This is a genomic window from Polymorphobacter multimanifer, assembly GCF_014205635.1.
Classification (GTDB): domain Bacteria; phylum Pseudomonadota; class Alphaproteobacteria; order Sphingomonadales; family Sphingomonadaceae; genus Sandarakinorhabdus; species Sandarakinorhabdus multimanifer.
The window spans coordinates 115,861-139,143 of sequence record NZ_JACIIV010000008.1; the positions used below are offsets into that span (position 1 = coordinate 115,861).

Sequence of the window (23,283 nt, forward strand, 5' to 3'; positions counted from 1 at the left end):
GGGGTGCCAGTCAAGCGGGGCGGTCTTGTCGCGCTGGCAATGGCGGGCGGGCTGCGCTAGGCGCACGGCATGTCGAAACCACTCACCCTTGCCCTGCCGAAGGGGCGCATTCTCAAGGAGGCGCTGCCGCTGCTGGCGCGTGCGGGAATCGTGCCCGAGGCGGATTTTCACGATGATGCCAGCCGCAAGCTGATGTTCGAGACAAGCCGGCCGGATGTGCGCATCATTCGCGTGCGCAGCTTCGATGCCGCGACCTTCGTTGCCTTTGGCGCTGCCGAGATCGGCATCGCCGGCAATGATGTTCTGCTCGAATTCGCCTTTCCGGAAATCTATGCGCCGGTCGATCTCGGGATCGGCCATTGCCGGCTTTCGGTGGCGCAACCGGCGGCACTCGCCGAGGACATGGCGAGCCTGTCTGCCGTGCGCGTGGCGACGAAATATCCCGGCCTCACCCGGCGGCATTTCGCGGCGCGCGGAATCCAGGCCGAGTGCATCAAGCTGAACGGTGCGATGGAGCTGGCACCGCTGACCGGCCTTGCACCGCGGATTGTCGATCTGGTGAGCACCGGCAAGACGCTCGCCGAGAACGGGCTGGTCGAGGTCGAAGTGATTGCCGCGATCAGCTCGCGGCTGATCGTCAACCGGGCGGCATGGAAGACGCATGCGGCCGTGGTGCCGCTGGTGGAGCTGCTGCGCGGGCTGGTGGAGGGTGACCATGCCGCTGCGGCTTGACGCGGGCGCCCCCGGCTTTGCCGAGGCCTTTGCAGGCCTGGTCGCCGATGTGCGCGCCAGTGCCGGCGATGTGGCCGCCGATGTGCGCGCCATCATCGCTCGCGTGGCGGGCGAGGGCGATGCCGCGGTGGCGGAGCTGACCGAGCGCTTCGACGGTGTCGACCTCGACGCACAGGGCTGGGAGATCGGCCCGGCCGAGCTCGATGCCGCACTTCACGGCCTGTCGCCCGAACTGCGCGCTGCCCTCGATCTTGCCGCCGCGCGCATCCGCGCTTTCCATCTGCGGCAGATGCCGGCGGGCAATGACGCGACTGATGCGGTGGGTGTGCGCACCGGCGTGCGCTGGACGCCGGTCGATGCCGCCGGGCTTTATGTGCCCGGCGGGCGCGCGGCCTATCCATCGTCGGTGCTTATGAACGCCATTCCCGCGGTCGTGGCGGGCGTGCGCGACCTCATCATGGTCACGCCGACGCCGGGCGGCGAAGCCAATCCGCTGGTGCTGGCTGCCGCCCGGCTCGCCGGCGTCTCCCGCGTGTTCCGCATCGGCGGGGCGCAGGCGGTGGCGGCGCTGGCGCTGGGCACGGGGCGCATTCCCAAGGTCGATGTCATCACCGGGCCGGGCAATGCCTGGGTGGCCGAGGCCAAGCGCCAGCTCTATGGCACGGTGGGGATCGACATGATCGCCGGACCATCCGAAGTGGTGATCCTGTCCGACGGGATGAACGACCCGGCCTGGCTGGCGGCGGACCTGCTGGCGCAGGCCGAGCATGATCCGGTGGCGCAATCGATCCTCATCACCACCAGCGAGGTCGAAGCCGATGCGGTGATGGCGGCGGTGGAAGCCGCACTGCCGGCACTTTCCACCGAGGCGGTGGCGCGGGCGAGCTGGGAGCGTTATGGGGCCATCATCACGGTCGAGGCGCTGCAGGACGCGGTGCCGCTGCTCAATCTGCTCGCCGCCGAGCATGCCCAGCTGATGATCGAGGACCCCGAGCCGATCTTCGCGCAGCTGCGCCACGCGGGCTCGGTGTTCCTCGGCCGCCACACGCCCGAGGCGGTGGGGGACTATCTTGCCGGCCCCAACCATGTGCTGCCCACCGGGCGCCGCGCGCGCTTTGCTTCGGGGCTCTCGGTGGTCGATTTCATGAAGCGCACGACGTTTCTGGACTGCTCGGCCGAAGGGCTGGCCGCAATCGGCCCCGCCGGCGCGTTGCTCGCGGACACCGAGGGGCTGCCGGCGCACGCGGCGTCGATCCGGCTGCGGATGGGCAATGGCTAGAGCCTTTTCCCTCGTCGATGTCTTCGCCAATGGCGCGCTCGGCGGCAACCCGCTGGCGGTGGTGCATGATGCGGAAGCGCTGGGCGATGCCGAGATGCTGCAGTTGACGCGCTGGCTGAATTTTTCCGAGACGAGCTTCCTGCTGCCGCCGACCGATGCGGGGGCGGACTATCGCGTGCGTATATTCACCCCCGATCGCGAACTGCCCTTTGCCGGGCATCCGACGCTGGGCAGTGCGCATGCCTGGTTGGCGGCGGGCGGTGTGCCGCGCTTGGGCGGCGAATTGGTGCAGGAATGTGGCGTGGGGCTGGTGCCGCTGCGGGTGGCGGACGGGCTGATCGGTTTTGCGGCACCGCCGCTGCTGCGCGAAGGGCCGGTCGATGATGCCGACCGCGACGATGTCCTGGCGCTGCTCGGCATTGAGGGGGCCGACGTGCTCGACATGGCCTGGGCGGACAATGGGCCGGGCTGGATCGCGGTGCGGCTGGCGAGTGCCGAGGCGGTGCTGGCGCTGGCACCGGCGCGCAGCTGGCCGCGGCGGATCGAGGTGGGTGTTGTCGGCGCGCATCCGGCTGGCGGCGAGGTGGCGTTCGAGATCCGGACCTTCTTCACCGACCAGGCGCTGGTGGTGCGCGAGGACCCGGTGACGGGGAGTTTCAATGCTGCGGCGGCGCAATGGCAGGTTGCGCAGGGGTTGGCTGGGGGGTGCTGGCGGGCGGCGCAGGGGCAGGCGATGGGGCATGACGGGGTGGTGCATCTCGATGCGCGGGAGGCAGGACGGTTGTGGGTTTCCGGCGCGTGCCGCACCATCGTGCAGGGGTCGCTTTCAGGCGACGCTTGCGTCCTGAACCATCCCGCAGCATGAGGCGAAAATGACCTTCAAGCTCGGCACCCGTGGTTCTCCGCTCGCACTGGCACAGGCGAACATGACAGCAGCGGCCTTGCGCCAGGCGCATGGCTGGGCCGAGGACGCGACCGAAATCGTCGTCATCAACACCAAGGGCGATCAGGTGCAGGACCGGGCGCTCGCCGAGATCGGCGGCAAGGCGCTTTGGACCAAGGAGCTCGATGCGGCGCTTCTCGATGGGCGGATCGATTGCGGCGTGCATTCGATGAAGGATGTCGAGACGCAACTGCGCGACGGCATTGCGCTGGCGGCGATGCTGCCGCGCGCCGATGTGCGCGAGCGGCTGCTGGGGGCGGAATCGATCGCGGCACTTCCCCAGGGCGCCGTGATCGGCACCAGCAGCCCCCGCCGCGCTGCACAGCTGAAGGCGCTGCGGCCGGACCTGCGCACCGAGGTGCTGCGCGGCAATGTGGCGACGCGGATGGCCAAGGTGGAAGCCGGGGCCATTGACGCCACGCTGCTCGCCGCTGCCGGGCTCGACCGGCTGGGGGTGAAGGCCGGGCATCTGGTGCCGCTCGACGTGATGCTGCCGGCCAGTGCACAGGGGGCAGTGGGCATCACGGCGCGGCTTGGCGATGAGGCGGTGCTGGCGATGCTGGCGGCAATCGACGATGCCGACACCCATGCGGCGGTGCTGCTCGAGCGCGGCTTCCTCGCGGCGCTGGGCGGCTCCTGCCACAGTCCGGTGGCGGCGCTGGCGCGGCTGGAGGGCGAGCTTGTGCACTTTCGCGCCGAGATTCTGGCTGAGGACGGCAGCGAGCGGCTGGCCGGCGAGCTGATGGTACCGCGCGCCCATGCCGCCGACGAGGTGGCAGCGCTTGCGGTGCGGCTGCTCGGCGAGGCTTCGCCCGCGGTGCGCGCGCTGTTCGACCCGGCCTGAGCCGCCATGCCGGCACGCGTGCTGGTGACACGCCCCGAGCCCTCGGCGTCGCGCACCGCGGCAGCGCTGGAAGCCGCCGGCTTTGAAGCGGTGGTGGCGCCGCTGATGGACCATGAAGCGCTCGACTGGGCCTTGCCGGAGACTCGGCCGCAGGCGGTGATGATCACCAGCGCCGCCGGCGCGCGGCTTGCCGGGCCTGCCGCCGCAGCGCTGCACGATCTGCCGGCGCTGTGCGTGGGCGAGGCGACTGCCGCCGCGGCGCGCCGTGCCGGCTTTGCCGAAGCGCACGCACTCGGCGGGGACGTGGCGGCGCTGCTCGATGCGGCAGCCACCCGGGGGTTTTCCCGGTTGCTGCACCTCGCCGGCGAGGACCGGACTGCAGTGGGAATGCCTGCGGGCATCGCCATCACGGTGCGGACCGTCTATCGCGCCCGGCTGCTGCCGCTCGCCGATCCCGGGCCGCTCGAGGCAGTGCTCCTCTACAGCCCGCGCAGTGCAGCGCATTTCGCGGTCGAATGGGCGCGGCTGGGACGGGTTCCGGACCTCCTGCTCGCGGCCCTCAGCCCTGCCGTGCTGACGGCCGCGGGGCCATGGGCACGGACCGTTACGGCAGCCTCGCCCGATGAACCATCGCTGCTGGCGGCGCTGGCCGATGCCGGGCTATAAGCGCCACACATGGATACTCCCTTTGATCGTGGCGAAGTCGATCGCGCCAGCCTCGAAGCCACCGAGCGCCTGCGCCAGCGGCTGGCGACCGAGCGTGGCTCGCGAAGCGCCGGCGGCGAGCGCAGCCGCGCGCCGCTGCCCTGGCTGGTGGCCGGCGGGCTGCTGCTGTTCAGCGCCGGGATGATCGCCAACCCCTGGTTCGAGGACAAGGTGCGCACGCGGCTGCCTTTTGCCGATGATCGGCCAAGCGTGATCGCCGCCGCCGAGCTCGCCACGCTGGCGCGGCGGATGGAGGTGCTCGAAGCGCGCAAGGAGGAAACGCCGGCGCCCGATGAGCGGCTGGCGCGGACCGAGGCCAGGGTGGAAACCAGCACCGACCTGCTGGCGCGCGAGGCCGACCGGATCGACAGGTTGACTGCCGAAGTTGCCGGGCTTGCCGCCAAGCTGGAAGCCGATGAAGCGCGCGGCGAGTCGGCGCTGGTGAACGCCGAAGCCGCCTCGGGCCGCGTGCAGGCGATGCTGACGGTGATGCTGGCACGCCGCGCGCTTGTCGAGGGGCGCCCGCTCGGCGCGGTGGAAGCGCCGCTGCGGAGCGCCTTCGAGACGCGCTACCCTGGCGAAGTGCGCGCGGTGGCGGCGCTCGGCAATGCCCCGGTGACGCTGGCGCAATTGCAACGTGAACTCTCCGCGCTGTCGGCGACAACCGGTCCGGCAGCATCGGGGCAGAGCTGGTGGAACGTGTTCAGCCAGCGCGTTTCGAAGCTGGTGCGGCCCGCTGGCGCCGACGCCGGCCCGCCGCCACGGACAGCGGCCGAGCGCCTACTGGCAAATGGCAATGTCGAGGGGGCGGCACTGCAATTGCGCCGGCTGCCGAACCCGAGGCCGCCCGCCATCGATCGCTGGCTCGCGGCTGCCACCCGCCTTGTGGCCGGGCAGGAGGCGCTGGCGGCGCTGGAGGTTGCGGCGCTGATCCCGCCGCCTGCCGAGCCCAAGGAGGGTGCTGTGACGCGGCTGGGCGAAGAGCGGCCGGGCGAAAAGCGGCCAGCGGAGCGAACCGCCGCCTGACGGCAGCTCAGCCGCGCCCGCCGAACAGCGCGCTGCCGACGCGGACCATCGTGGCGCCCAATTGCACTGCCAGCGGATAATCCCCGGACATGCCCATCGAGACTTCCGGCAGCGCCAGGTCGCGCGCCATCTTGTGGAGCAGCGCGAAATAGGGAGCAGGGTCGGTTTCGGCCGGCGGCACCGCCATCAGGCCATGGATCTGCAATCCCGCGGCACGCGCCGAGGCGATGAGCGCCGGCGTTTCGGCAATGGCACAGCCGCCCTTCTGGGGTTCGTTGCCGATGTTCACCTGCACGAGCAACCGCGGTCGGCGATCGGTGGCGGCCAGGGCGCGGGCGAGCGCGGTCACGAGCGAGGGGCGGTCGACGGCATGGATGACATCGAACAGCGCCACGGCCTCGGCGACCTTGTTGGACTGGAGCTGGCCGACAAGATGCAGCTCCACACCCGGCCATTCGGCGCAAAGCGCCGGCCATTTCCCGGCGGCTTCCTGCACGCGGTTTTCCCCGAAGCGGCGCTGACCGGCGGCCAGCAGCGGCGTGATCGAATCGGCGCCGAAGGTCTTGCTGACGGCGACCAGCGCCACCGATGCGGAATCGCGCCCGCTGGTGCGGCAGGCGCTGCCGATATGCTGTTGCACGTCTGCAAGCCGGGTGGCGGGTGTGTCAGCACCCTGCGGAAGGCCGGCGATGGTCAAACCCCGATCAGAAGGCGATGTTGGTGCCGACATAGACCGACTGGTCGGCCCGGTTGCTCTCGAGCGGGGTGGGGGCCTCGGGCGCCAGCTTGTAGCGGACGCCGCCGGTGACCGACAGGCGGGGAGCGACCATGTATGCGCCGCCGAGCGCCACCGAATAGCGCCGGTCGACAGGCGAAAAGCCGAGATCGATCCGCTCCTCGGCGGTGCCCTGCAGGCTGGTCCGCCAATTGGCGCCGCCGAAGCTCAGGCCGAGGTCGACCGAATCCCGAATGCTTGCGAGGGGTGCAGCGCGTTCCGCCGGCTCGGCATGACTATAGCCTGTGTTGATCGCAAAGCCCTTCCAGGCGATCGACACATCGACGTTATAGGCACGGTTGTTGACGAGGATCGGTTCGGCGGCGGCCAGCGTGCGCGAGCGATCGAGGGCCGGCGTGTTGACGCGTGTGGCGACGCCGACCGAAAGCGCCTTGCGATTGTCGCTCTGGCCCGACGGCGTGAAGCGAAAGGCGCGCTCGACGGTCTGCGCCCGTGCCGATGCGGCGCCGGGAACGGTGAAGCTGAAATTGGTGCTGTCGTCGGTCATCGGCGACTTGAACGGCGTGATCGGAGTCTCGAGGACCAGCTTGGGCTTGGGCGGCACCTTGGCAGCCTGCGCCGGTGCCGCTGCGCACAGGGCGATCGCCACAGGCAGTGCCCATGCCAAAGCGCTTGCCAATGCGCGCGAATCAGACGTCCCGATCATCATTTTGCCCTACCAGTCTCTCATCTTGCCGCCCATAGCTTAACGACTGCTGAGCAGCGAAATGGTCCCGCATTTTTCTGCATCTGTTGTTTCAGACCCACAGTTTTCGGGTGTGGCGCACGCAGGGGCGGAAGGGATTGGCGCAATGCGCCGGGCACGCTTATATGCGTGCACCTGTTGCACTGAAAGATTGACGATGCGTCGCCCCTCCGCCCTGCTCGCTTCCACCCTTGTGATTGTTCTTGCCGCCTCGCTCGCGGGCTGCGGCAAGTCCCGCGAGGAAGGGCTTGCGAGCCGCGAGGCGCCGGCACGCGTGACCACCATCGGTGTCAACGCCTATCTCTGGCGCGCCTCGCTCGACACGCTGGGCTTCATGCCGATCATGCAGGTCGATTCGAACGGCGGCGTGATCGTGACCGACTGGTACAGCACCCCTGCTGCCCCCAATGAGCGGGTGAAGGTGACCGTGGCGATCCTCGACACCGAGCTGCGCGCCGATGCGCTGAAGGTCTCCGCCGTGCGGCAGACGCTCGCCGGCTCGGGTTGGGTCGATGCCGCAGTGCGCGCCGGCACCGTGCAGAAGCTGGAGGAAGTGATCCTCGGCCGCGCGCGTGATCTGCGCCGCGCCCAGATGATCGGCTGACCGGAAACCATGGCGGAAAAGTTCGATTCAAGCGCCGCCGAGCGGCGTTGGCAGGACGCATGGGACAAGGCAGGCAGTTTTCGCGCGCGCGATGACAGCCCCAAGCCCAAAGCCTATGTGCTTGAAATGTTTCCCTATCCTTCGGGGCGCATCCATATCGGGCATGTTCGCAACTATACGATGGGCGACGTGATTGCGCGCACGCGGCGCGCCCAGGGCTTCGAGGTGCTGCACCCGATGGGTTGGGATGCCTTCGGCATGCCGGCGGAAAATGCCGCAATGGAGCGCAAGGTGCATCCCGGCGCCTGGACGCGCGCCAACATCGCCAACATGAAGGCACAGCTGCAGCGTCTCGGCTTCGCGCTCGACTGGTCGCGTGAGCTGGCCACCTGCGACCCCGAATATTATGGCCATGAGCAGGCGCTGTTCCTCGACATGCTCGCCGCCGGGCTGGTTTATCGCAAGGAATCGGCCGTCAACTGGGATCCGGTCGACAACACCGTGCTCGCCAACGAGCAGGTGATCGATGGCCGCGGCTGGCGCTCGGGGGCGCTTGTCGAGCGGCGGCGGCTGAGCCAATGGTTCCTGCGCATCACCGACTTTGCCGATGAACTGCTTGAAGGCCTGGCAACGCTCGACGCCTGGCCCGAAAAGGTGCGGCTGATGCAGGAGAACTGGATCGGTCGGTCGCGCGGCATGAAGTTCCGCTTCGCGCTTGCCGGGCGCGATGATGGTTTCGAGGTTTTCACCACGCGCCCCGACACGCTGTTCGGCGCGAGCTTCGCCGCGATTGCCGCCGAGCATCCGCTCGCACTGGCGCTCGCCGAGACCGATCCCGCCCTCGCCGCCTTCATTGCCGAATGCCGCGCCGGGGGCACTGCCACCGCCGACATCGAGACGCAGGAAAAGCGCGGGCACGACACCGGCCTCGAAGTCATCCACCCGCTCGACCCCGCCATACGGCTGCCGGTGTTCGTCGCCAATTTCGTGCTGATGGACTATGGCACAGGCGCCGTTTTCGGCTGCCCGGCGCACGACCAGCGCGACCTTGATTTCGCGCGCAAATATGCGCTGCCGGTGCCACGCGTTGTTGCCCCGGAAGGCGAGGCCGACACGCCGATTCAGGACGAGGCCTATACCGGGCCGGGCGTGCTGGTGCACTCGCACTTCCTCGATGGCTTGAGCGTCGATGCCGCCAAGGCGGCGGTGATCGCGCGCGGCGAGGCCGAGGGCTGGGGACAGGGCACGACCCAGTATCGTCTGCGCGACTGGGGTGTGTCCCGCCAGCGCTATTGGGGGACGCCGATCCCGATCATCCATTGCGAGGCCTGTGGCGCAGTGCCGGTGCCGCGTGACCAGCTTCCGGTGGTGCTGCCCGAGGATGTGAGCTTCGATGCGCCGGGCAACCCGCTCGACCGCCACCCGAGCTGGAAGCATGTCGATTGCCCGGCGTGCGGCAAGCCGGCGCGGCGCGAGACCGACACACTCGACACCTTCACCAATTCTTCGTGGTATTTCATCCGCTTCGCCAGTGCGCCGGCCGACAAGCCGTTCGACCGCGCGGTGGCCGAGCAATGGCTGCCGGTGGGCCAGTATATCGGCGGCGTGGAACATGCGATCCTGCATCTGCTGTATGCGCGCTTCTGGACGCGGGCGCTCTCGCACATCGGCAAGCTCGATGTGGCCGAGCCGTTTGCCGGGCTGTTCACCCAAGGCATGGTGACCCACGAGACGTACAAATCGGAGGCCGGGGCCTGGCTCGAACCCGGGGCGATCGAGCGGCGCGACGGGGGGCTGATCGAGACCGCGACCGGCCTGCCGGTGGCGCTCGGGCGTGCGGAGAAAATGTCCAAATCGAAGAAGAACACGATCGATCCGGATATGATCATCGGCACCTATGGCGCCGATGCGGTGCGCTGGTTCATGCTTTCCGACAGCCCACCCGAGCGCGACCTTGCCTGGTCCGAATCGGGCATCGATGGCGCCTGGCGCTTCGTGCAGCGCGTCTGGCGGCTGGCGAGCGATGAGTCCCTGGCTGCCGACGTCACCGACGACAAGCTGGCGCGCGTGCTGCACCGCACCATCGCCGGGGTGACCGAAGACATCGACCGTCTGCAGTTCAACAAGGCCGTCGCCAAGCTTTACGAGCTGGTCAATGCGCTCGAGCGTGCTGCTCCCTCCGCCACACGGGCTGCTGCCATCCCCGTGCTGCTGCAGCTGGTGGCGCCGATGTGTCCGCATCTGGCCGAAGAAGGCTGGGCAGCCCGCGGCTTGGACGGCATGGTGTGCGACGCCGCCTGGCCGGTCGCCGACCCGGCCCTGCTGGTGGAGGACCAGGTGACGATCGCCATCCAGATCAACGGCAAGCTGCGCGACAGCTTCGAGACGCCCAAGGGCCGCGACCGTGCCGAACTCGAAGCCGAGGTGCTGGCGCGCGACAAGGTGGTGCGCGCGCTCGAAGGCAAGGCGCCGCGCAAGGTGATCGTGGTGCCCGACCGGCTGGTGAACCTTGTCGCTTAAGCCGGCCCTTGCTGCGGGCGCGCTGGCGCTGGCGCTGGCTGGCTGCGGGCTGTCGCCGGTCTATTCGGGCGGGGCCGGCGGTGCGGCGGCGGCGAGCTTCCGGAATATCAGCGTCGCTCCCATTCCCGATCGCTCGGGCTTTCTCGTCCGGCAGGCGCTGCTCGACCGGCTTGGGGGGCCGGTGGATGATGCCCGCTACCGGCTGGAGATCGAGCTAGACGACCAGATCGTCGCCTTCGGTGTGCGCGGCGACAACTCGGCTGCCCGCGAGCGCCGCACGCTGCGTGCCCGCTATCGACTGGTCGACACGACGACCAACACCGTGGTGCTCGACGCAACCGCCGGCGCCGATTCGGGCATTGACCGGGTGAGCTCCAACTATGCCGTGGTCGCTGCCGAGGCGACGGCGCTGGAGCGGCTTTCGACCGAGTTGGCGCGCCAGATCGGCGCCAAGCTGGCGCTTTTTGCGCGTGGCCGCTGAGGGCCAGCGCGCGTGAATGCCCGCGTCAGCGAGCTTGCCCGCCGCTGGCCCGACGGTTTGAGGCTGGTGCTGCTCCATGGCTATGACCCGAGCCAGTCGCTCGAACATGCCGGACGCATCGTCCGCGGGCTTGGCGATCCTGCCAATCCGATGGCGCTCGAACGGCTGACGGGCGATCAGATTGCCGCCGATCCGGAGGCGCTGGTCGCTGCGGCGGCAGGGATCTCGATGTTCGGCGGGCAGACACTCGTGCGGATCGATGGCGTGGATGACAAGGCCGTTCCGGCGCTGGTGCGGCTGCTGGATGCGCCGCCGGGCAATCCGGTGATCGTCGTGGCGGAGGGGCTGAAAAAGTCGAGCGCGCTTCTGGCTCTCGCCGGGCGGCCAGGCGTGATGGCGCTTGAAAGCAGGCAGACCGGGCCGGGCGATCTCAAGGAAATTGCTGCCGAATTCGGCCTGCAGCCCGACCGGGAGGCGCTGCAGCTGCTATACGAAGCCAGTGCCGGGGACCGCACGCTGATCCGCAGCGAGCTGGAAAAGCTGGCACTTTACCTTGATGCCCGGCCCGAGGCGCCGCAGCCGCTGGGTGTCCCCGCGCTCACCGCGGTCGCCGCCGGGATCGATCCTTTCGACCAAAATGCGCTGCTCCAGGCGGTGCTCGCCGGGCGCCGGGCGGAGGCGGTGGCGCTGCTCGGCGCGATGCCCGATGGTTTTGGCATCGTCGTGCTGCGCCAGCTCGGGGGCCGGCTGGCGCAGCTTGCGGAGCTGCGGCTGGCGGTCGATCGCGGGCAGCGGCCCGAAGCTGCGGTCGAGTCCGCACGGCCGCCGGTGTTCTTCAAGGAAAAGCCGATCTGGATCACGGCGTTGCGCCGCTTCACGTCGAAAACGCTGGCCGATGCGCTGGCAGCGACGTTGGCGGCAGAGCGCGCGGTGAAGTCGAGCGGCAGCACCGGTGACCTGCTCGTGCATGCCCTGATCGTGCGGCTGGCGCGCGTCTAGCCGCCCAGGCGAGCGCAAAGCCAGTCGAGCTGGTCGAGGCTGTCGAAGCGCACGGTGAGGCTGCCGCTGCTGGCGCTACCGCCCATCGCCACCGCCACCGGCATCCCGATCTGCTCGGCCAGCTGCAGTTCGAGTGCTTCCAGATTGGCGTCGCTGGTTGCGGCCGGGGCTGCAAGCGCGTGGCGCGGACGCGGCGTCTTGCTGCCGGCGGCGAGCGTTTCGGTCGCTCGCACCGACAGCCCCTCCTTGATCACCCGCTGGGACAAAGCCACCGGGTCCGCGGCGGCCGCGACCGCGCGCGCATGGCCCATCGACAGTTCGCCAGCTTCCAGCAATGATTGCACTGCCTCGGGAAGATCGAGCAACCGCAGCAGATTGGCGACATGGCTTCGCGACTTGCCGATGATATCGGCCATCGCTGCCTGGGTGTGGCCGAACTCGGTCATCAGCCGACGATAGCCACGCGCCTCCTCCATGGCATTGAGATCACTCCGCTGAATGTTCTCAATCAAAGCAAATTCAAAGGCTTGGCCATCATCAAGCGGTTTGATGAGCGCCGGAATGTCGTGCAAGCCGGCGGTCTGCGAGGCCCGCCAGCGGCGTTCGCCCGCCACGATCTCGTAGCGACCATCGGCAACCGGCCGCACCAGGATGGGCTGAAGGACGCCATGGGCTTTCACCGAAGCGACGAGCTCGGCCATGGCTTCGACGGTGAACTGGCGCCGTGGCTGGGTGGGATTGGCGACGATGTCTGCCAGTGAGAGGCGCGTGGCGCTTGCGGCGGCGGCGGGGCTCGACGCCTCTTCGAGCAGAGCGGAAAGCCCGCGGCCGAGGCCGGACATGCGTTTCTTTTCAGCCATCAGATCGCCTCGACAGGGATTGCAGTCCGGGTTCGGCCGAGCATCTCGCGGGCCAGCGCGACATAGGCCTCCGAACCGGCGCAGCGATGATCGTAAAGCAATGCGGGCAAGCCGTGGCTTGGCGCTTCCGAAAGCCGGACGTTGCGGGGGATCATCGTGTCGAACACCTTGGCGCCCATCACACTTCGCACATCCTCGGCGACGTTTTCGCTGAGACGGTTTCGGCGATCCACCATTGTAAGCACGATGCCGAGCAACTTGAGCCTGGGATTGAGCTTGCCGCGGACACGCTCGATCGTCCCAAGCAACTGGCTCAAGCCTTCGAGCGCGAAGAATTCGGCTTGGAGCGGCACGATGACCTGGTCCGCTGCGACCAGGGCATTGACGGTGAGCAGGCCGAGCGACGGCGGGCAATCAATCAGGATGAAATCGAAATCATCCAGTGTTGCCAAGGCGTTGGCCAGCCGATGGGTGCGCTGCTCGAGCTCGACAAGCTCGATCTCGGCGCCGGAGAGCGCCGAGGCAGAGGGCATGATCATCAATCCGGGAACACACGTCGGCAAGATGGCCTCGGCGGCGTCATTGTCCCCGATCAGCACCTGATAGGTGGAGATCTCGCGTGCCTTGCGATCGATACCAAGGCCGGTCGACGCATTGCCTTGCGGGTCGCAATCGACCACGAGCACCCTGAGGCCCGAAGCCGCCAGCGCAGTCGCAAGGTTGATCGTCGTCGTCGTCTTGCCGACGCCGCCTTTCTGATTTGCCAGCGCCACTATCATTGCGCCACCACATCATGTGCGATGATGATCCGCGCCTGAGCGTCGGTCAGGCTCGGGCGTGTGACATGGCTGAAGCGGTATCGTCCTTCGGTCGCGGCAAGCTCCTCCTCCCATCGGGCGCCCTTGGGCAGCACCCAGCGCGTATCCTTGTCAGCAAGGTGTCGCGCCCAATCGAATATCTGTACGATCGGCGCCAGTGCGCGAGCGGTGATGATGTCGAACCGCTGGCGGGGCAGCGCTTCGACGCGACGGTTCTCGATTATCACGCGGCGATCCAATCCAAGTTCCGATGCCACAGTCTCGAGAAAGCGGCACTTCTTGGCAATCGATTCGACGAGGGTGACGGTCGATTTCGGGTCGATCGTTGCAATCAGCAGACCGGGGAAGCCACCCCCGGCACCGATATCGAGCCAAGTTCTGCCATGTCCTGCATGGACGAGGAGTTGGGCCGAGTCGGCGAAATGCCGATGCCAGGTTTGCGGGAGCGTGCTTGGGCCTACGAGGTTCATGCGCGTCTGCCAGTCCGTCAGCAATGTCGCATACCGGTCGAGCTGCGCCATTGTTTCACGTGGAACATCGAACGCTGCCGCAAATCCCTCGCGATCAATCACGCTGCGCGCCGTACGAAGGGCAAGAGTGCCATCAATGCTGCCGGGCTGACGCCGGGCACGCGACCAGCCGCGCCAAGGGTGGCCGGTCGTGCTGCCTGCAGCCGGTCTGCCATCTCGTGGCTGAGGCCAGGAACTCGCGTATAATCGATCGTGCCGGGAAGCTGCAGATTTTCGTCACGATGGAAGCTCGCAAGATCCTGTTCTTGCCGCTCGACATAGGTCGCGTATCGCGCATCGATAACGAGCGTTTCAAGCAGGGCGGGGGGAAGGCCTGCCAGTTCGGGCCAGATGATCACAGCTTCGGCTGTGCCGACCGTGGGGAAACGCAACCACTTGAATGCGCTGCGGCTGACGCCGTCCTGTCGCGTCTCCACGCCCTTCTGCGCCAACTGATGCGGGGTCGCGCGCAGCGTGTGCAGCAACGCTCTTCCGGCTTCCCGTTCGTGCAAGATGGCCAGTGTTTCGCCCGCATGCGTTTCGCTCAGAAGCCCGTGCGCGATGGCCATCGCGCCCAAGCGCTCCGCCGCATTGTCGGTTCGCAGCCGCAGCCGATATTCGGCGCGTGACGTGAACATGCGATAGGGCTCGCTGACGCCATGGGTCACGAGATCATCGATCATCACGCCGACATAGCCCTCGGCGCGGCTGACATGGAGCCGTGCTAGCCCGCACGCTTGCGCCGCGGCGTTGGCGCCGGCAACAAGGCCCTGCGCGGCTGCCTCCTCATAACCCGTAGTGCCATTGATCTGGCCAGCGAGGAACAGGCCTTTCACATCATGCGCCTCCAGCGTGGGCTTCAGCGCACGTGGGTCAACATGGTCATACTCGATGGCGTAGCCGGGTTTCAGGATGCGCGCCTCTTCCAGGCCGGCAATGGTGGCAAGCATCGCCTGCTGGATTTCTTCGGGCAGAGATGTGGAAAGGCCGTTCGGATAGATGCTGATGTCATCATAGCCTTCCGGCTCCAGATAGATTTGATGACCATCACGGTCGCCGAAACGCACAACCTTGTCTTCTATCGACGGGCAATAACGCGGGCCGATCGAGCTGATATGCCCGCCATAAAGTGCGGAACGTTGCAAGTTCTCGCGAATGATGCGGTGCGTTTCGGACGTTGTCCGCGTCACCGCGCAGGGCAAGGCCGGCAGCCGCCGCTTCGGCATGGGGCCGAAGCAGGGATCGTCGGCATCACCATATTGCCAATCAAGACGTGACCAGTCGATGGTCCGGGCATCGAGGCGCGGCGGCGTGCCGGTTTTCAGTCGCGCGACTGGCAGCCCGAGACGGCGCAGTGCGTCGCCGAGGGTCGAGGCACCGGCGCCCATGCGCCCGCCAATCTCTCGCTCGGCACCGCGGTGCATCACGCCGCCGAGAAACGTACCTGTCGTCATCACAACGGTATTGGCGCGGATTTCTCCGTCGTTCGTCTCGACCCCCTCGACGGCATTGCCGTTGAGAATCAACGCCGTTGCGTGACCGATCAGCGGCGTGACGCCGTCAACATTCGCCAAGGCATCCCTCATGGCCAAGCGATAACGCCGGCGATCGACCTGGGCGCGGGGTCCGTGAACTGCTGGGCCTTTCGACCGGTTGAGGATGCGAGACTGGAGACGAGCGGCATCGGTCACGCGGCCCATGAGCCCGCCGAGGGCCTCGATCTCCGCCACAAGATGACCCTTGCCGATTCCGCCTACCGCGGGATTGCACGACAGGGTGCCGGCATCATCTGCATCGAGCGTGAGCAAGGCAGTGCGCGCACCTCGCCGAGCGGCGGCCGCCGCAGCTTCGCATCCGGCGTGGCCGGCGCCGATCACAAGAACATCCCAACAACTCATGCCGCATCTTTACAGCGATGGCCGTCAATGTTCCACGTGAAACAACATCGCTATTTTCCGATGCAGAACCGGCTGAAGATCTGATCGAGCACATCATCGATGTCCACACGCCCGGCAATGCGAGCAAAGGCACTGGTGGCGAGCCGCAGGGCTTCAGCGCGAAGCTCGGGCAATGGTGCCGATGCAGCCTCGCGAAGCCGAGCGGCGGCTTCGGCGAACGCCTCACGGTGGCGAGCGTGAGCGAGCAAGGCCGGCTCGCCGGGCCGGAGGAGCACTGCGGCCCAGTCGACCAGCCATTGCCGCAGGGCTGGCATGCCTGCGCCACTGAGCGCCGAGATTGCAACATGGCCTGCCGGCGCCGAACGGCCGTGAAGATCGAGCTTGTTGATGACGAGCAGCGCGGAGGCTGGCAGGGGGGCATCCGGATTGTCGGTGACATGCATCACAAGGTCGGCTGCCGCCGCCTTGGCCCGGGCACGCGCAATGCCTTCGGCCTCGACCGGGTCGGCTGTGTCCCGAAGACCGGCGGTGTCGATCAATACTGCGGCGACGCCGCCAAGGTCGATCGGCACTTCGATCGAGTCTCTGGTCGTGCCGGGCACCGGCGTCACGATCGCTACGTCGCGCATCGACAAAGCATTGACGATGCTAGATTTTCCGACATTTGGTGGCCCAGTTACGACGATGGTCAGCCCATCCCGTATCCGCGCTGCGCGAGCGCTGTCTGCGATCATCTGGTCCAGCTCATCGGCCATCGTCGTCAAGGCGTCAGCCGCTGCCAGGTCGAGCCGTGTGGCAACGTCAGCCTCGTCTTCGGCAAAATCCAACCCGGCCTCTGCCTCGGCGAGCAATTGCAGGCACCGCTCGCGCCATGCCTCGGCCAGCCGTCCCAGGGTGCCGCCTGCGAGTGCCAGCGCCTGCTGCCTCTGGCTTGCGGTTTCTGCCGACAGCAGATCGGCGAGGCCTTCGACTTGCGACATGTCGAGCCTTCCATTGTCGAAGGCGCGGCGGGTGAACTCGCCAGGTGTCGCAAGCCGGGTGCCGGCGCACGCGAGCACGGCGTCGACAAGCCCGGCGATGACAGCGGCACCGCCATGCAGGTGGAACTCTGCAGTGTCTTCGCCTGTAGCGCTCGCCCGGCCGGGCATCCACGCCACCAATGTCCTGTCGATCGCGCTGTCGGGTCCATGCAGATCACGCATTGTGAGTGCGCGCGGCACGGGCAAGGGGGCGCCGGATATCTGCTGCAGCACTGTGCCGGCGGCAGGTCCGGAGACGCGTACCACTGCGATTGCCGTTGGCGGTCGCCCGGAGGCGAGCGCCACGATCGTATCTGTCATGCTATTGCGGGGGCTTGGGGATCGCCGACAGCATCATCTGGCGCCATTGCTCGAAACTATCCGCCACGCCGGGCATCCAGCTGCGCGTCATCTTCTCGATATCGGCAGCCTGCACGCCATCGGTGATCATCGACTTCATCTTGTCGACATAGGCATCATGCACGGGAGACAGGTCGGGAAGCCCGAAAAATGCGCGCGCTTCCTCGGGTGAGCATTCGATCTCGACATTGACCTTCATGGCGATCCTTCCACCCGCGCGCTCTTGGCATCGAGGCTTCCGAAGTCTAGCCTCGGCAACGTCGGCTTCGCAAGTCACAAGCCGCAGGTCGCCAGTGTGACCAGGCGTGGAGACCAGTCAAAACATGCATGTAAATGCGCTCAATCTTCTTTGAATTGAATATCTTACCGCGCAACATCAGGAGTTATCGAGAATGCAGTCGATCCGTTTTTCAGCACCCGGCGGCCCTGAGGTTCTTCGGATGGAAGCGCTATCGCTTCCGCAGCCGGAAGCCGGCGAGGTGCGCGTCCGCCATACGGCGGTCGGCCTCAACTTCATCGACACCTACCACCGCACCGGACTGTATCCGATCCCCATGCCGAGCGGTCTGGGACTGGAAGCGGCCGGGGTGATCGAGGCGGTGGGGCCGGGGGTGGAGACGCTGCGCCCCGGAATGCGGATCGGTTATTGCTGGGGGCCGATCGGCGCCTATGCAACGCACCGGAACATCGCTGCCGGCAAGGTCGTGGCGCTGCCCGACGGTGTTTCGGACGAGGTTGCCGCGGCGGTGCTGCTGAAGGGCTGCACGGCCGAGTTTCTTGTCGAGCGGTGTGCGCGGGTCCGGCCGGGCCAATGGGCGCTTGTGCAGGCGGCCGCGGGCGGCGTGGGGCTGCTGCTCGTGCAGTGGCTCAAGCATGTCGGCGCCCATGTGATCGCAGTGGCCGGCTCGGACGCGAAAGTGGCGATGGCGACGGCGCACGGGGCGGACCATGGCATTGTGCAGTCGGACACGCTGGCCGCGCAGGTTCGCGACATTACCGGCGGGCGGGGCGTCGATGTCGTGTTCGATGGCGTGGGCAAGGCGACCTTCGAGGCTTCGCTCGACAGCCTTGCGCGACGCGGGCTGAACATCAGCTATGGCAACGCCTCGGGCGCGGTTGGTGCGGTCGATTTCGGCATTCTGGCGCGAAAGGGCTCGCTGTTCACCACCCGGCCGACGCTGTTCGATTATTACACGACGCGTGAGGAGATCGAACGCCATGCGGGGCGGGTGCTCGACCTTGTGGCCTCGGGGGTGCTGAAGGTGAATATCGACCAGCGATATCCGCTTGCGGATGCTGCCCGGGCGCATGCCGATCTTGAAGGGCGGCGCACCACCGGATCGACAGTGCTGGTGCCGGGGTGACGCCGGCACTTGCAGGGGACATGGTGCTGCCGGGGAGGATTGAACTCCCGACCTCAGCCTTACCAAGGATGCGCTCTACCACTGAGCTACGGCAGCATGCCCATGCCATGATGCGAACACCATGAGACGCGGGCCTATGGGGGAGGGGCCGCCCCCTGTCAAGCGGTGGGGACTGGCACTATCGTGGCGTGGCGGTTAGGTTGCCCGCCATGACCGATCCCGAGGCCAAGAATTCCACCAGCCCTCGCGATGCCAGGCTGGCTGCAGCACTCCGCGCCAATCTGGCACGCCGCAAGTCGCTCAGCCGCGCGATGGGCAGCGAGGACGAGGCGGCGGCGCAGGCCGAGATCCGGCCTGCGCCCACCGATTCGCGCTAGCCCCTGGTGGCGATCGCCTTGTCGACTGCGGCGACGAGCTCGGGCGCCTGCGGGGTGACCTTGGAGGGGAAGGCAGCGATCAGCTTGCCGTCCCGGCCGACGAGATATTTGTGGAAGTTCCAGCCCGGCGTCTTGTCGGCGCCGAGCGTGGCCGATGCCCAGCGATAGAAGGGCGCCGCACCCGGGCCTTTGACCACGGCCTTTTCGGTCATGGGGAATTTCACGCGGTAGGTGGCCTCGCAGAAGTCCTTGATCTGCTTGCCGTCCTTATATTCCTGGTCGCCGAAATCACCGCTCGGCACGCCGATGACGGTGAAGCCTTTGGGGGCATATTCGTCCTGCAGCTTTTGCAGTCCTTCATACTGCGGGGTGAAGCCGCAGAAGCTGGCGGTGTTGACCACGAGCAGCACCTTGCCCTTGTACTGCGCCCAAGGCATCGGCTTGCCGTCGATCGTCTTGGTGGTGAACTGGAAGGCCGATTGCGGGCCGGCGGGTGTTGCTGCGGTGAGCAGCGTGACGGCGGCGACGGCGACGGCGGTGGTGGCGATGGACTTGAGCATGGATATTCTCCCCTGAAAGCTGATCTGGATTAGCAGCATCGTGCGGCGCGCGCGAGTGCTGCACGCTGTCGCTGGCAGCGCGCGCCCGTGGCGGCTATGGGACGGGGATGAGCATCGTCCTCGGCCTTGAATCCTCGTGCGACGAGACGGCGGTGGCACTGGTCACCAGTGACCGCCAAATTCTCGCCCAGCGTATCGCCAGCCAGGACGAGGCGCATCGGCCATTCGGCGGCGTGGTGCCCGAGCTGGCGGCGCGCGCACATGCCGAGCGGCTGGCACCGATGGTGGAAACTGTGCTTGCCGAAGCGGGGCTGACGCTCGCCGATGTCGATGGCATCGCTGCCACCGCCGGGCCGGGGCTGATCGGCGGGGTGATGATCGGGCTGGTGACGGGCAAGGCGCTGGCCATGGCGGCGGACAAGCCGCTGATCGCGGTCAACCATCTGGAGGGCCATGCACTTTCGGCGCGGCTGACCGATTCAAGCCTCGAGTTTCCCTATCTGCTGCTGCTGGTTTCGGGTGGGCATTGCCAGCTGCTTGCGGTGGAGGGCGTAGGGCGTTTCCGGCGGCTGGCAACGACGATCGACGATGCGGTGGGGGAGGCGTTCGACAAGTCCGCCAAGGTCATGGGGCTGGGCTTCCCCGGCGGGCCTGCGGTGGAGCGTGCGGCGCGCGGCGGCGACCCCAGGCGTTTCGCGCTGCCGCGGCCGCTGCTGGGGACCGATGAGCCGCATTTCAGCTTTGCCGGGCTCAAGTCAGCGGTGCTGCGCAGCTGGGCGGCACTGGATGCGCCTGGCGCGCAGGCGCAGGCGGACATGGCGGCATCCTTCCAGGCGGCGGCGACCGATTGCCTGGTCGATCGCACCGCGCGAGCCATGGCGGTGGCCAAGGGGCCGCTGGTGGTGGCAGGCGGAGTCGCCTCCAACGCGCATATCCGGGGAGCGCTTGCGGGGCTTGCGGAGACGCATGGCCGTCGTTTCGTGGCGCCTCCCGCCTGGCTGTGCACCGACAATGCGGCGATGATCGCCTGGGCGGGTGTGGAGCGGCTGGCGCTGGGGCTGGTCGACGGCCTCGATGCACCGGCGCGGGCGCGCTGGCCGCTCGATCCCGATGCTGCTCCGGCGCGCGGGGCGGGGGTGCGGGCATGACGATCGGCGTGATCGGTGGCGGCGCCTGGGGGACGGCGCTGGCGCAGGCGATGGCAAGCGGCGAGGATGTGCTGCTCTGGGCGCGCGAGCCGCAAGTGGTGGCCGATATCAACAGCGCCCGAGAGAACCGCAGCTTCCTGCCCGGCGTGGCGCTGTCGGCGCGCGTGGCAGCGACGGATGACATTGCCCGGCTTGCCGAGGCCGATCTCTGGCTGGTGGTCTGCCCGGCCCAGCATCTGCGCGCTGTGCTCGGTGCAGCCCCTTTGGCGCATCGGCCGACGCTGGTGCTGTGCGCCAAGGGCATCGAGGCGGGCTCGCTCAAGCTGATGGCCGAAGTGGCGGCGGATGTGTGCGACGCGCCGCTGGCGGTACTCTCCGGCCCCAGCTTCGCTGGAGAAGTGGCAAGGGGGCTGCCCACCGCGATCACGCTCGCCTGCGCCGATCCGGTGCTGGGGCCGGCGCTGGTGCAGCGGCTGGTGCGCGAGCGGCTGCGGCTTTATCTCACCGATGATGTGGTGGGTGCCGAGATCGGCGGGGCGGTGAAGAATGTCCTCGCCATCGGCTGCGGCGTGGTCGAGGGCGCCGGCCTTGGCCTCAATGCGCGGGCGGCGCTGATCGCGCGGGGCTTTGCCGAGATGCTGCGCTTCGGCATCGCGCGCGGCGCGCGGGCGGAGACGCTGGGCGGACTTTCGGGGCTGGGGGACCTTGTGCTCACCTGCACCTCTACCAACAGCCGCAATTTTTCGGTGGGCGTGGGGCTTGGCCAGGGGCGCAGCGCCGCCGAATTGCTGGGGGGCAGTGCGACCGTGGCTGAGGGTGCTGCCACGGCACCCGTCGTGGTGGCAGCGGCGCGCGCCGCAGGGGTCGACATGCCGATTGCCGAGGCGGTGGCGGACCTGCTTGCCGGTGCGCCGCTGGCCGATGTGGTGGAAGCGCTGCTGAGCCGGCCTTTGCGCGAGGAATAGCTACCAGATACTGAGCAGCTTGGCGCCCGCCACCAGCAGCACGGCCGCCAGCAGCCGGAACAGCACCGGCTGCGACACCTTGATGCCGAGCCGCGTGCCGGCAAGCCCGCCGACGAGCACCGCGGCCGCATAGAGCGGGAGCGCTGCCGGCAGTGCCTGCACCGAGGCCAGATTGCCGGCCAGCCCGGCGATGGAATTGGCGAGGATGAAGGCGGCTGCCACGCCCGAAGCGATCTTGGGTGCCGACCAGCCGGTGAACAGCAGGATGGGGGAGAGGAAGATGCCGCCGCCGGTGCCGGTGAGCCCCGCCAGCAGGCCGATGCCGGTGCCGGCGAGAATGCCCGGCACGACAGGCGGGTCCTTGGGCGCAGTGACGCTCGGCAGTGGGGTGGGCCAGAGCAGCCGGGCGGCAGAAAACCACAGCACCAGCCCTACCAGCGGCCGGTAGAGCGTGCTGGGGAGGGTGATGCCGCCGCCGATGAAGGCGAAGGGCACCGCCCCGATGAGGAACGGCCAGAGTGTGCGCCAGCGGAAAAGCCCGGCGCGGGCATAGCGGGTGGTGGCCAGCGTCGCCACAAGGACATTGAGGACGAGTGCCGTGGGCCGCATTTCCTCGGGCGCCACGCCGGCAATCGCCATCAGCGCGATATAGGCCGAGGCGCCGGCATGGCCGACGCTCGAATAGAGCAAAGCCCCTGCCAGCAGGCCCAGCGCCAGCAGCAGGGTTTGCGGGTCGGTCATTCAGAAGTCGACGGCGATGCCGCCCTTTTCCCAATCGCCGTAGCGCACCGGATCGGGGCCGCCACGGCCGCCGATCTCCTTTTCCTTGGGCGGGGCAGGCGGGGACGCAGGCTGCTCGATTTCGGGGGCTGGCGCGGGGGTGGGCTTATCGGTCATGGTCGCCGGGTTACGCCGCATGTGCACGGCTGAAAAGGGGGAGCGACCATTGAGCATCCTGAGCGGCCGCGTGATCGCGGTGACAGGCGCGGCCAGCGGCATCGGCCGCGCGCTCGCCGTCAACCTCGCCGCGCGCGGCGCGAAGCTGGCGCTGGCGGACCGGGATGCCATGGGGCTTGCTGAGACCAAGGCGATGCTCGGCAACGCCCATGCCACCACCACTGCGTTCGACGTCACCGACACCGCCGCACTGCAGGCTTTCATCGATGCCGCAGCGGCGGAGTTCGGGCGACTCGATGGCATGATCAACAATGCCGGGCTGACCGTGGTGGCCCCATTTACCCAGACCCCAAAGGAAAAGTTCGATCTCGTCATGCGCGTCAATTTCGATGCCGTGGTCGAGGGCTGCCGCGCCGCCATTCCGCACCTGCGCAAGAGCGACCAGGCCTGGCTGGTCAACATCTCGAGCGTGTTCGGCATGATGGCCTACCCCACCCAATCCGCGTACAATGCCAGCAAGTTCGCGGTACGCGGGCTCACCGAAGCGCTGCATATCGAGCTCGCCGCTACCGACCCGCAAATCACCGTCATCCGCGTCCACCCCGGCGGTATCAAGACCAACGTCGCGCGCAACGCCGAGCGGTTGGCAGTGATGCCCGGCACACCGGCAGCAGCTGATTCCGGGGTGGACTTTGCCGCCGAATTCGAGAAAGCCGCCAAGACGACGCCCGAACAGGCGGCGGAAACCATCGTGCGCGGCATGGAAAAGCGGCAGCACCGGGTGCTCATCGGCCCCGATGCCCGTTTCATCGACTGGATGGTGCGGCTTTTCCCGGTGACGCACGCACGGCGCATCGGATCATTTCTGGGAGGCGGCAATCGCAAGAGTTGAAA

At 67.7% G+C, this 23,283-nt stretch carries 26 protein-coding genes and 1 tRNA gene; 15 read left to right on the top strand and 12 right to left on the bottom strand.

Going from position 1 to position 23,283, the window contains the following annotated elements; genetic code table 11:
• Positions 1-69: 69 nt before the first annotated feature.
• The 6 genes from hisG to FHS79_RS06765 are packed head-to-tail and all read left to right on the top strand — an operon-like array spanning position 70 to position 5,529.
• Entirely contained in the window at positions 70-732 is a 663-nt protein-coding gene (hisG, locus tag FHS79_RS06740; RefSeq protein ID WP_184197279.1) for an ATP phosphoribosyltransferase, read from the top strand.
• Positions 716-2,011: a histidinol dehydrogenase gene (gene hisD, locus FHS79_RS06745; protein ID WP_184197282.1), complete on the top strand. Its 1,296-nt coding sequence runs from the start codon at positions 716-718 to the stop codon at positions 2,009-2,011. Before hisG ends, hisD begins: the two co-directional genes overlap by 17 nt.
• Complete coding sequence (locus FHS79_RS06750) at positions 2,004-2,876, top strand: PhzF family phenazine biosynthesis protein (RefSeq protein ID WP_184197285.1); 873 nt, start codon at positions 2,004-2,006, stop codon at positions 2,874-2,876. The genes hisD and FHS79_RS06750 overlap by 8 nt, the downstream gene beginning before the upstream one ends.
• Positions 2,877-2,883: 7 nt before the next feature.
• Entirely contained in the window at positions 2,884-3,798 is a 915-nt protein-coding gene (hemC, locus tag FHS79_RS06755) for a hydroxymethylbilane synthase (protein ID WP_184197288.1), read from the top strand.
• Between the two features lie 6 nt (positions 3,799-3,804).
• Positions 3,805-4,464 (top strand): uroporphyrinogen-III synthase, encoded by a 660-nt coding sequence (locus FHS79_RS06760; protein ID WP_184197291.1) that lies wholly within the window; start codon positions 3,805-3,807, stop codon positions 4,462-4,464.
• Between the two features lie 9 nt (positions 4,465-4,473).
• Entirely contained in the window at positions 4,474-5,529 is a 1,056-nt protein-coding gene (locus FHS79_RS06765) for a hypothetical protein (protein ID WP_184197294.1), read from the top strand.
• Between the two features lie 7 nt (positions 5,530-5,536).
• Here FHS79_RS06765 and FHS79_RS06770 read toward each other — a convergent pair whose 3' ends face one another.
• Complete coding sequence (locus tag FHS79_RS06770) at positions 5,537-6,226, bottom strand: YggS family pyridoxal phosphate-dependent enzyme (protein WP_243452720.1); 690 nt, start codon at positions 6,224-6,226, stop codon at positions 5,537-5,539.
• Positions 6,227-6,233: 7 nt separating this feature from the next.
• The gene (locus FHS79_RS06775; RefSeq protein WP_184197300.1) at positions 6,234-6,914 is read right to left on the bottom strand and encodes a hypothetical protein; all 681 of its coding nucleotides are present in this window, start codon (positions 6,912-6,914) and stop codon (positions 6,234-6,236) included.
• A gap of 253 nt (positions 6,915-7,167) precedes the next feature.
• Between FHS79_RS06775 and FHS79_RS06780 the strand changes: the two genes are divergently transcribed.
• Genes FHS79_RS06780 through holA form a run of 4 tightly spaced genes read left to right on the top strand, consistent with a single transcriptional unit; the run spans position 7,168 to position 11,614 of the window.
• The gene (locus FHS79_RS06780; protein ID WP_184197303.1) at positions 7,168-7,614 is read left to right on the top strand and encodes a DUF3576 domain-containing protein; all 447 of its coding nucleotides are present in this window, start codon (positions 7,168-7,170) and stop codon (positions 7,612-7,614) included.
• A gap of 9 nt (positions 7,615-7,623) precedes the next feature.
• Positions 7,624-10,134 (top strand): leucine--tRNA ligase, encoded by a 2,511-nt coding sequence (gene leuS, locus FHS79_RS06785; protein WP_184197306.1) that lies wholly within the window; start codon positions 7,624-7,626, stop codon positions 10,132-10,134.
• Complete coding sequence (gene lptE, locus FHS79_RS06790) at positions 10,124-10,615, top strand: LPS assembly lipoprotein LptE (RefSeq protein WP_184197309.1); 492 nt, start codon at positions 10,124-10,126, stop codon at positions 10,613-10,615. The genes leuS and lptE overlap by 11 nt, the downstream gene beginning before the upstream one ends.
• 12 nt (positions 10,616-10,627) lie before the next feature.
• The gene (gene holA / locus FHS79_RS06795; protein WP_184197312.1) at positions 10,628-11,614 is read left to right on the top strand and encodes a DNA polymerase III subunit delta; all 987 of its coding nucleotides are present in this window, start codon (positions 10,628-10,630) and stop codon (positions 11,612-11,614) included.
• Here the strand turns inward: holA and FHS79_RS06800 are convergent.
• From FHS79_RS06800 to FHS79_RS06825, 6 genes are read right to left on the bottom strand one after another with little or no spacing between them, the layout of a single operon-like run.
• Positions 11,611-12,474 (bottom strand): ParB/RepB/Spo0J family partition protein, encoded by an 864-nt coding sequence (locus FHS79_RS06800; RefSeq protein WP_184197315.1) that lies wholly within the window; start codon positions 12,472-12,474, stop codon positions 11,611-11,613. The genes holA and FHS79_RS06800 overlap by 4 nt on opposite strands.
• A complete protein-coding gene (locus FHS79_RS06805) occupies positions 12,474-13,253 on the bottom strand; it encodes a ParA family protein (protein ID WP_184197318.1) in 780 nt (259 codons plus the stop codon). Before FHS79_RS06805 ends, FHS79_RS06800 begins: the two co-directional genes overlap by 1 nt.
• Positions 13,250-13,864, bottom strand: a complete 615-nt coding sequence (rsmG, locus tag FHS79_RS06810; RefSeq protein ID WP_184197321.1) for a 16S rRNA (guanine(527)-N(7))-methyltransferase RsmG — start codon at positions 13,862-13,864, stop codon at positions 13,250-13,252. The genes FHS79_RS06805 and rsmG overlap by 4 nt, the downstream gene beginning before the upstream one ends.
• Positions 13,861-15,699: a tRNA uridine-5-carboxymethylaminomethyl(34) synthesis enzyme MnmG gene (gene mnmG, locus FHS79_RS06815; RefSeq protein ID WP_184197324.1), complete on the bottom strand. Its 1,839-nt coding sequence runs from the start codon at positions 15,697-15,699 to the stop codon at positions 13,861-13,863. Before mnmG ends, rsmG begins: the two co-directional genes overlap by 4 nt.
• Positions 15,700-15,749: 50 nt before the next feature.
• Positions 15,750-17,039, bottom strand: coding sequence for a tRNA uridine-5-carboxymethylaminomethyl(34) synthesis GTPase MnmE (mnmE, locus tag FHS79_RS06820; protein WP_184197326.1), 1,290 nt, complete (start codon positions 17,037-17,039; stop codon positions 15,750-15,752).
• A gap of 1 nt (position 17,040) precedes the next feature.
• Positions 17,041-17,277, bottom strand: a complete 237-nt coding sequence (locus FHS79_RS06825; RefSeq protein WP_184197329.1) for a DUF6489 family protein — start codon at positions 17,275-17,277, stop codon at positions 17,041-17,043.
• 193 nt (positions 17,278-17,470) lie between these two features.
• Between FHS79_RS06825 and FHS79_RS06830 the strand changes: the two genes are divergently transcribed.
• Complete coding sequence (locus tag FHS79_RS06830; protein WP_184197332.1) at positions 17,471-18,442, top strand: quinone oxidoreductase family protein; 972 nt, start codon at positions 17,471-17,473, stop codon at positions 18,440-18,442.
• Between the two features lie 21 nt (positions 18,443-18,463).
• On the opposite strand, the gene FHS79_RS06835 is transcribed toward FHS79_RS06830, so the two are convergent.
• Positions 18,464-18,538: transfer RNA gene (locus tag FHS79_RS06835), tRNA-Thr, on the bottom strand.
• 113 nt (positions 18,539-18,651) lie between these two features.
• On the opposite strand from FHS79_RS06835, the gene FHS79_RS06840 reads away from it, so the two are divergent.
• Positions 18,652-18,819 carry a hypothetical protein gene (locus FHS79_RS06840; protein ID WP_184197335.1) on the top strand — a complete coding sequence of 56 codons (168 nt, stop codon included), beginning with the start codon at positions 18,652-18,654 and terminating at the stop codon, positions 18,817-18,819.
• Here the strand turns inward: FHS79_RS06840 and FHS79_RS06845 are convergent.
• Positions 18,816-19,379, bottom strand: coding sequence for a glutathione peroxidase (locus FHS79_RS06845; protein WP_184197338.1), 564 nt, complete (start codon positions 19,377-19,379; stop codon positions 18,816-18,818). The genes FHS79_RS06840 and FHS79_RS06845 overlap by 4 nt on opposite strands.
• A gap of 107 nt (positions 19,380-19,486) precedes the next feature.
• Between FHS79_RS06845 and tsaD the strand changes: the two genes are divergently transcribed.
• Both tsaD and FHS79_RS06855 read left to right on the top strand, forming a co-directional pair.
• Positions 19,487-20,527 (top strand): tRNA (adenosine(37)-N6)-threonylcarbamoyltransferase complex transferase subunit TsaD, encoded by a 1,041-nt coding sequence (gene tsaD / locus FHS79_RS06850; protein WP_184197341.1) that lies wholly within the window; start codon positions 19,487-19,489, stop codon positions 20,525-20,527.
• A complete protein-coding gene (locus FHS79_RS06855; RefSeq protein ID WP_184197344.1) occupies positions 20,524-21,492 on the top strand; it encodes an NAD(P)H-dependent glycerol-3-phosphate dehydrogenase in 969 nt (322 codons plus the stop codon). The genes tsaD and FHS79_RS06855 overlap by 4 nt, the downstream gene beginning before the upstream one ends.
• On the opposite strand, the gene FHS79_RS06860 is transcribed toward FHS79_RS06855, so the two are convergent.
• Both FHS79_RS06860 and FHS79_RS06865 read right to left on the bottom strand, forming a co-directional pair.
• Positions 21,493-22,233, bottom strand: a complete 741-nt coding sequence (locus tag FHS79_RS06860) for a sulfite exporter TauE/SafE family protein (RefSeq protein ID WP_184197347.1) — start codon at positions 22,231-22,233, stop codon at positions 21,493-21,495.
• Positions 22,234-22,389, bottom strand: coding sequence for a DUF1674 domain-containing protein (locus tag FHS79_RS06865; RefSeq protein ID WP_184197350.1), 156 nt, complete (start codon positions 22,387-22,389; stop codon positions 22,234-22,236). It lies immediately after the preceding gene.
• A 49-nt stretch (positions 22,390-22,438) separates the two neighbouring features.
• On the opposite strand from FHS79_RS06865, the gene FHS79_RS06870 reads away from it, so the two are divergent.
• Positions 22,439-23,281 (top strand): SDR family NAD(P)-dependent oxidoreductase, encoded by an 843-nt coding sequence (locus FHS79_RS06870; protein WP_243452721.1) that lies wholly within the window; start codon positions 22,439-22,441, stop codon positions 23,279-23,281.
• Positions 23,282-23,283 lie beyond the last annotated feature (2 nt).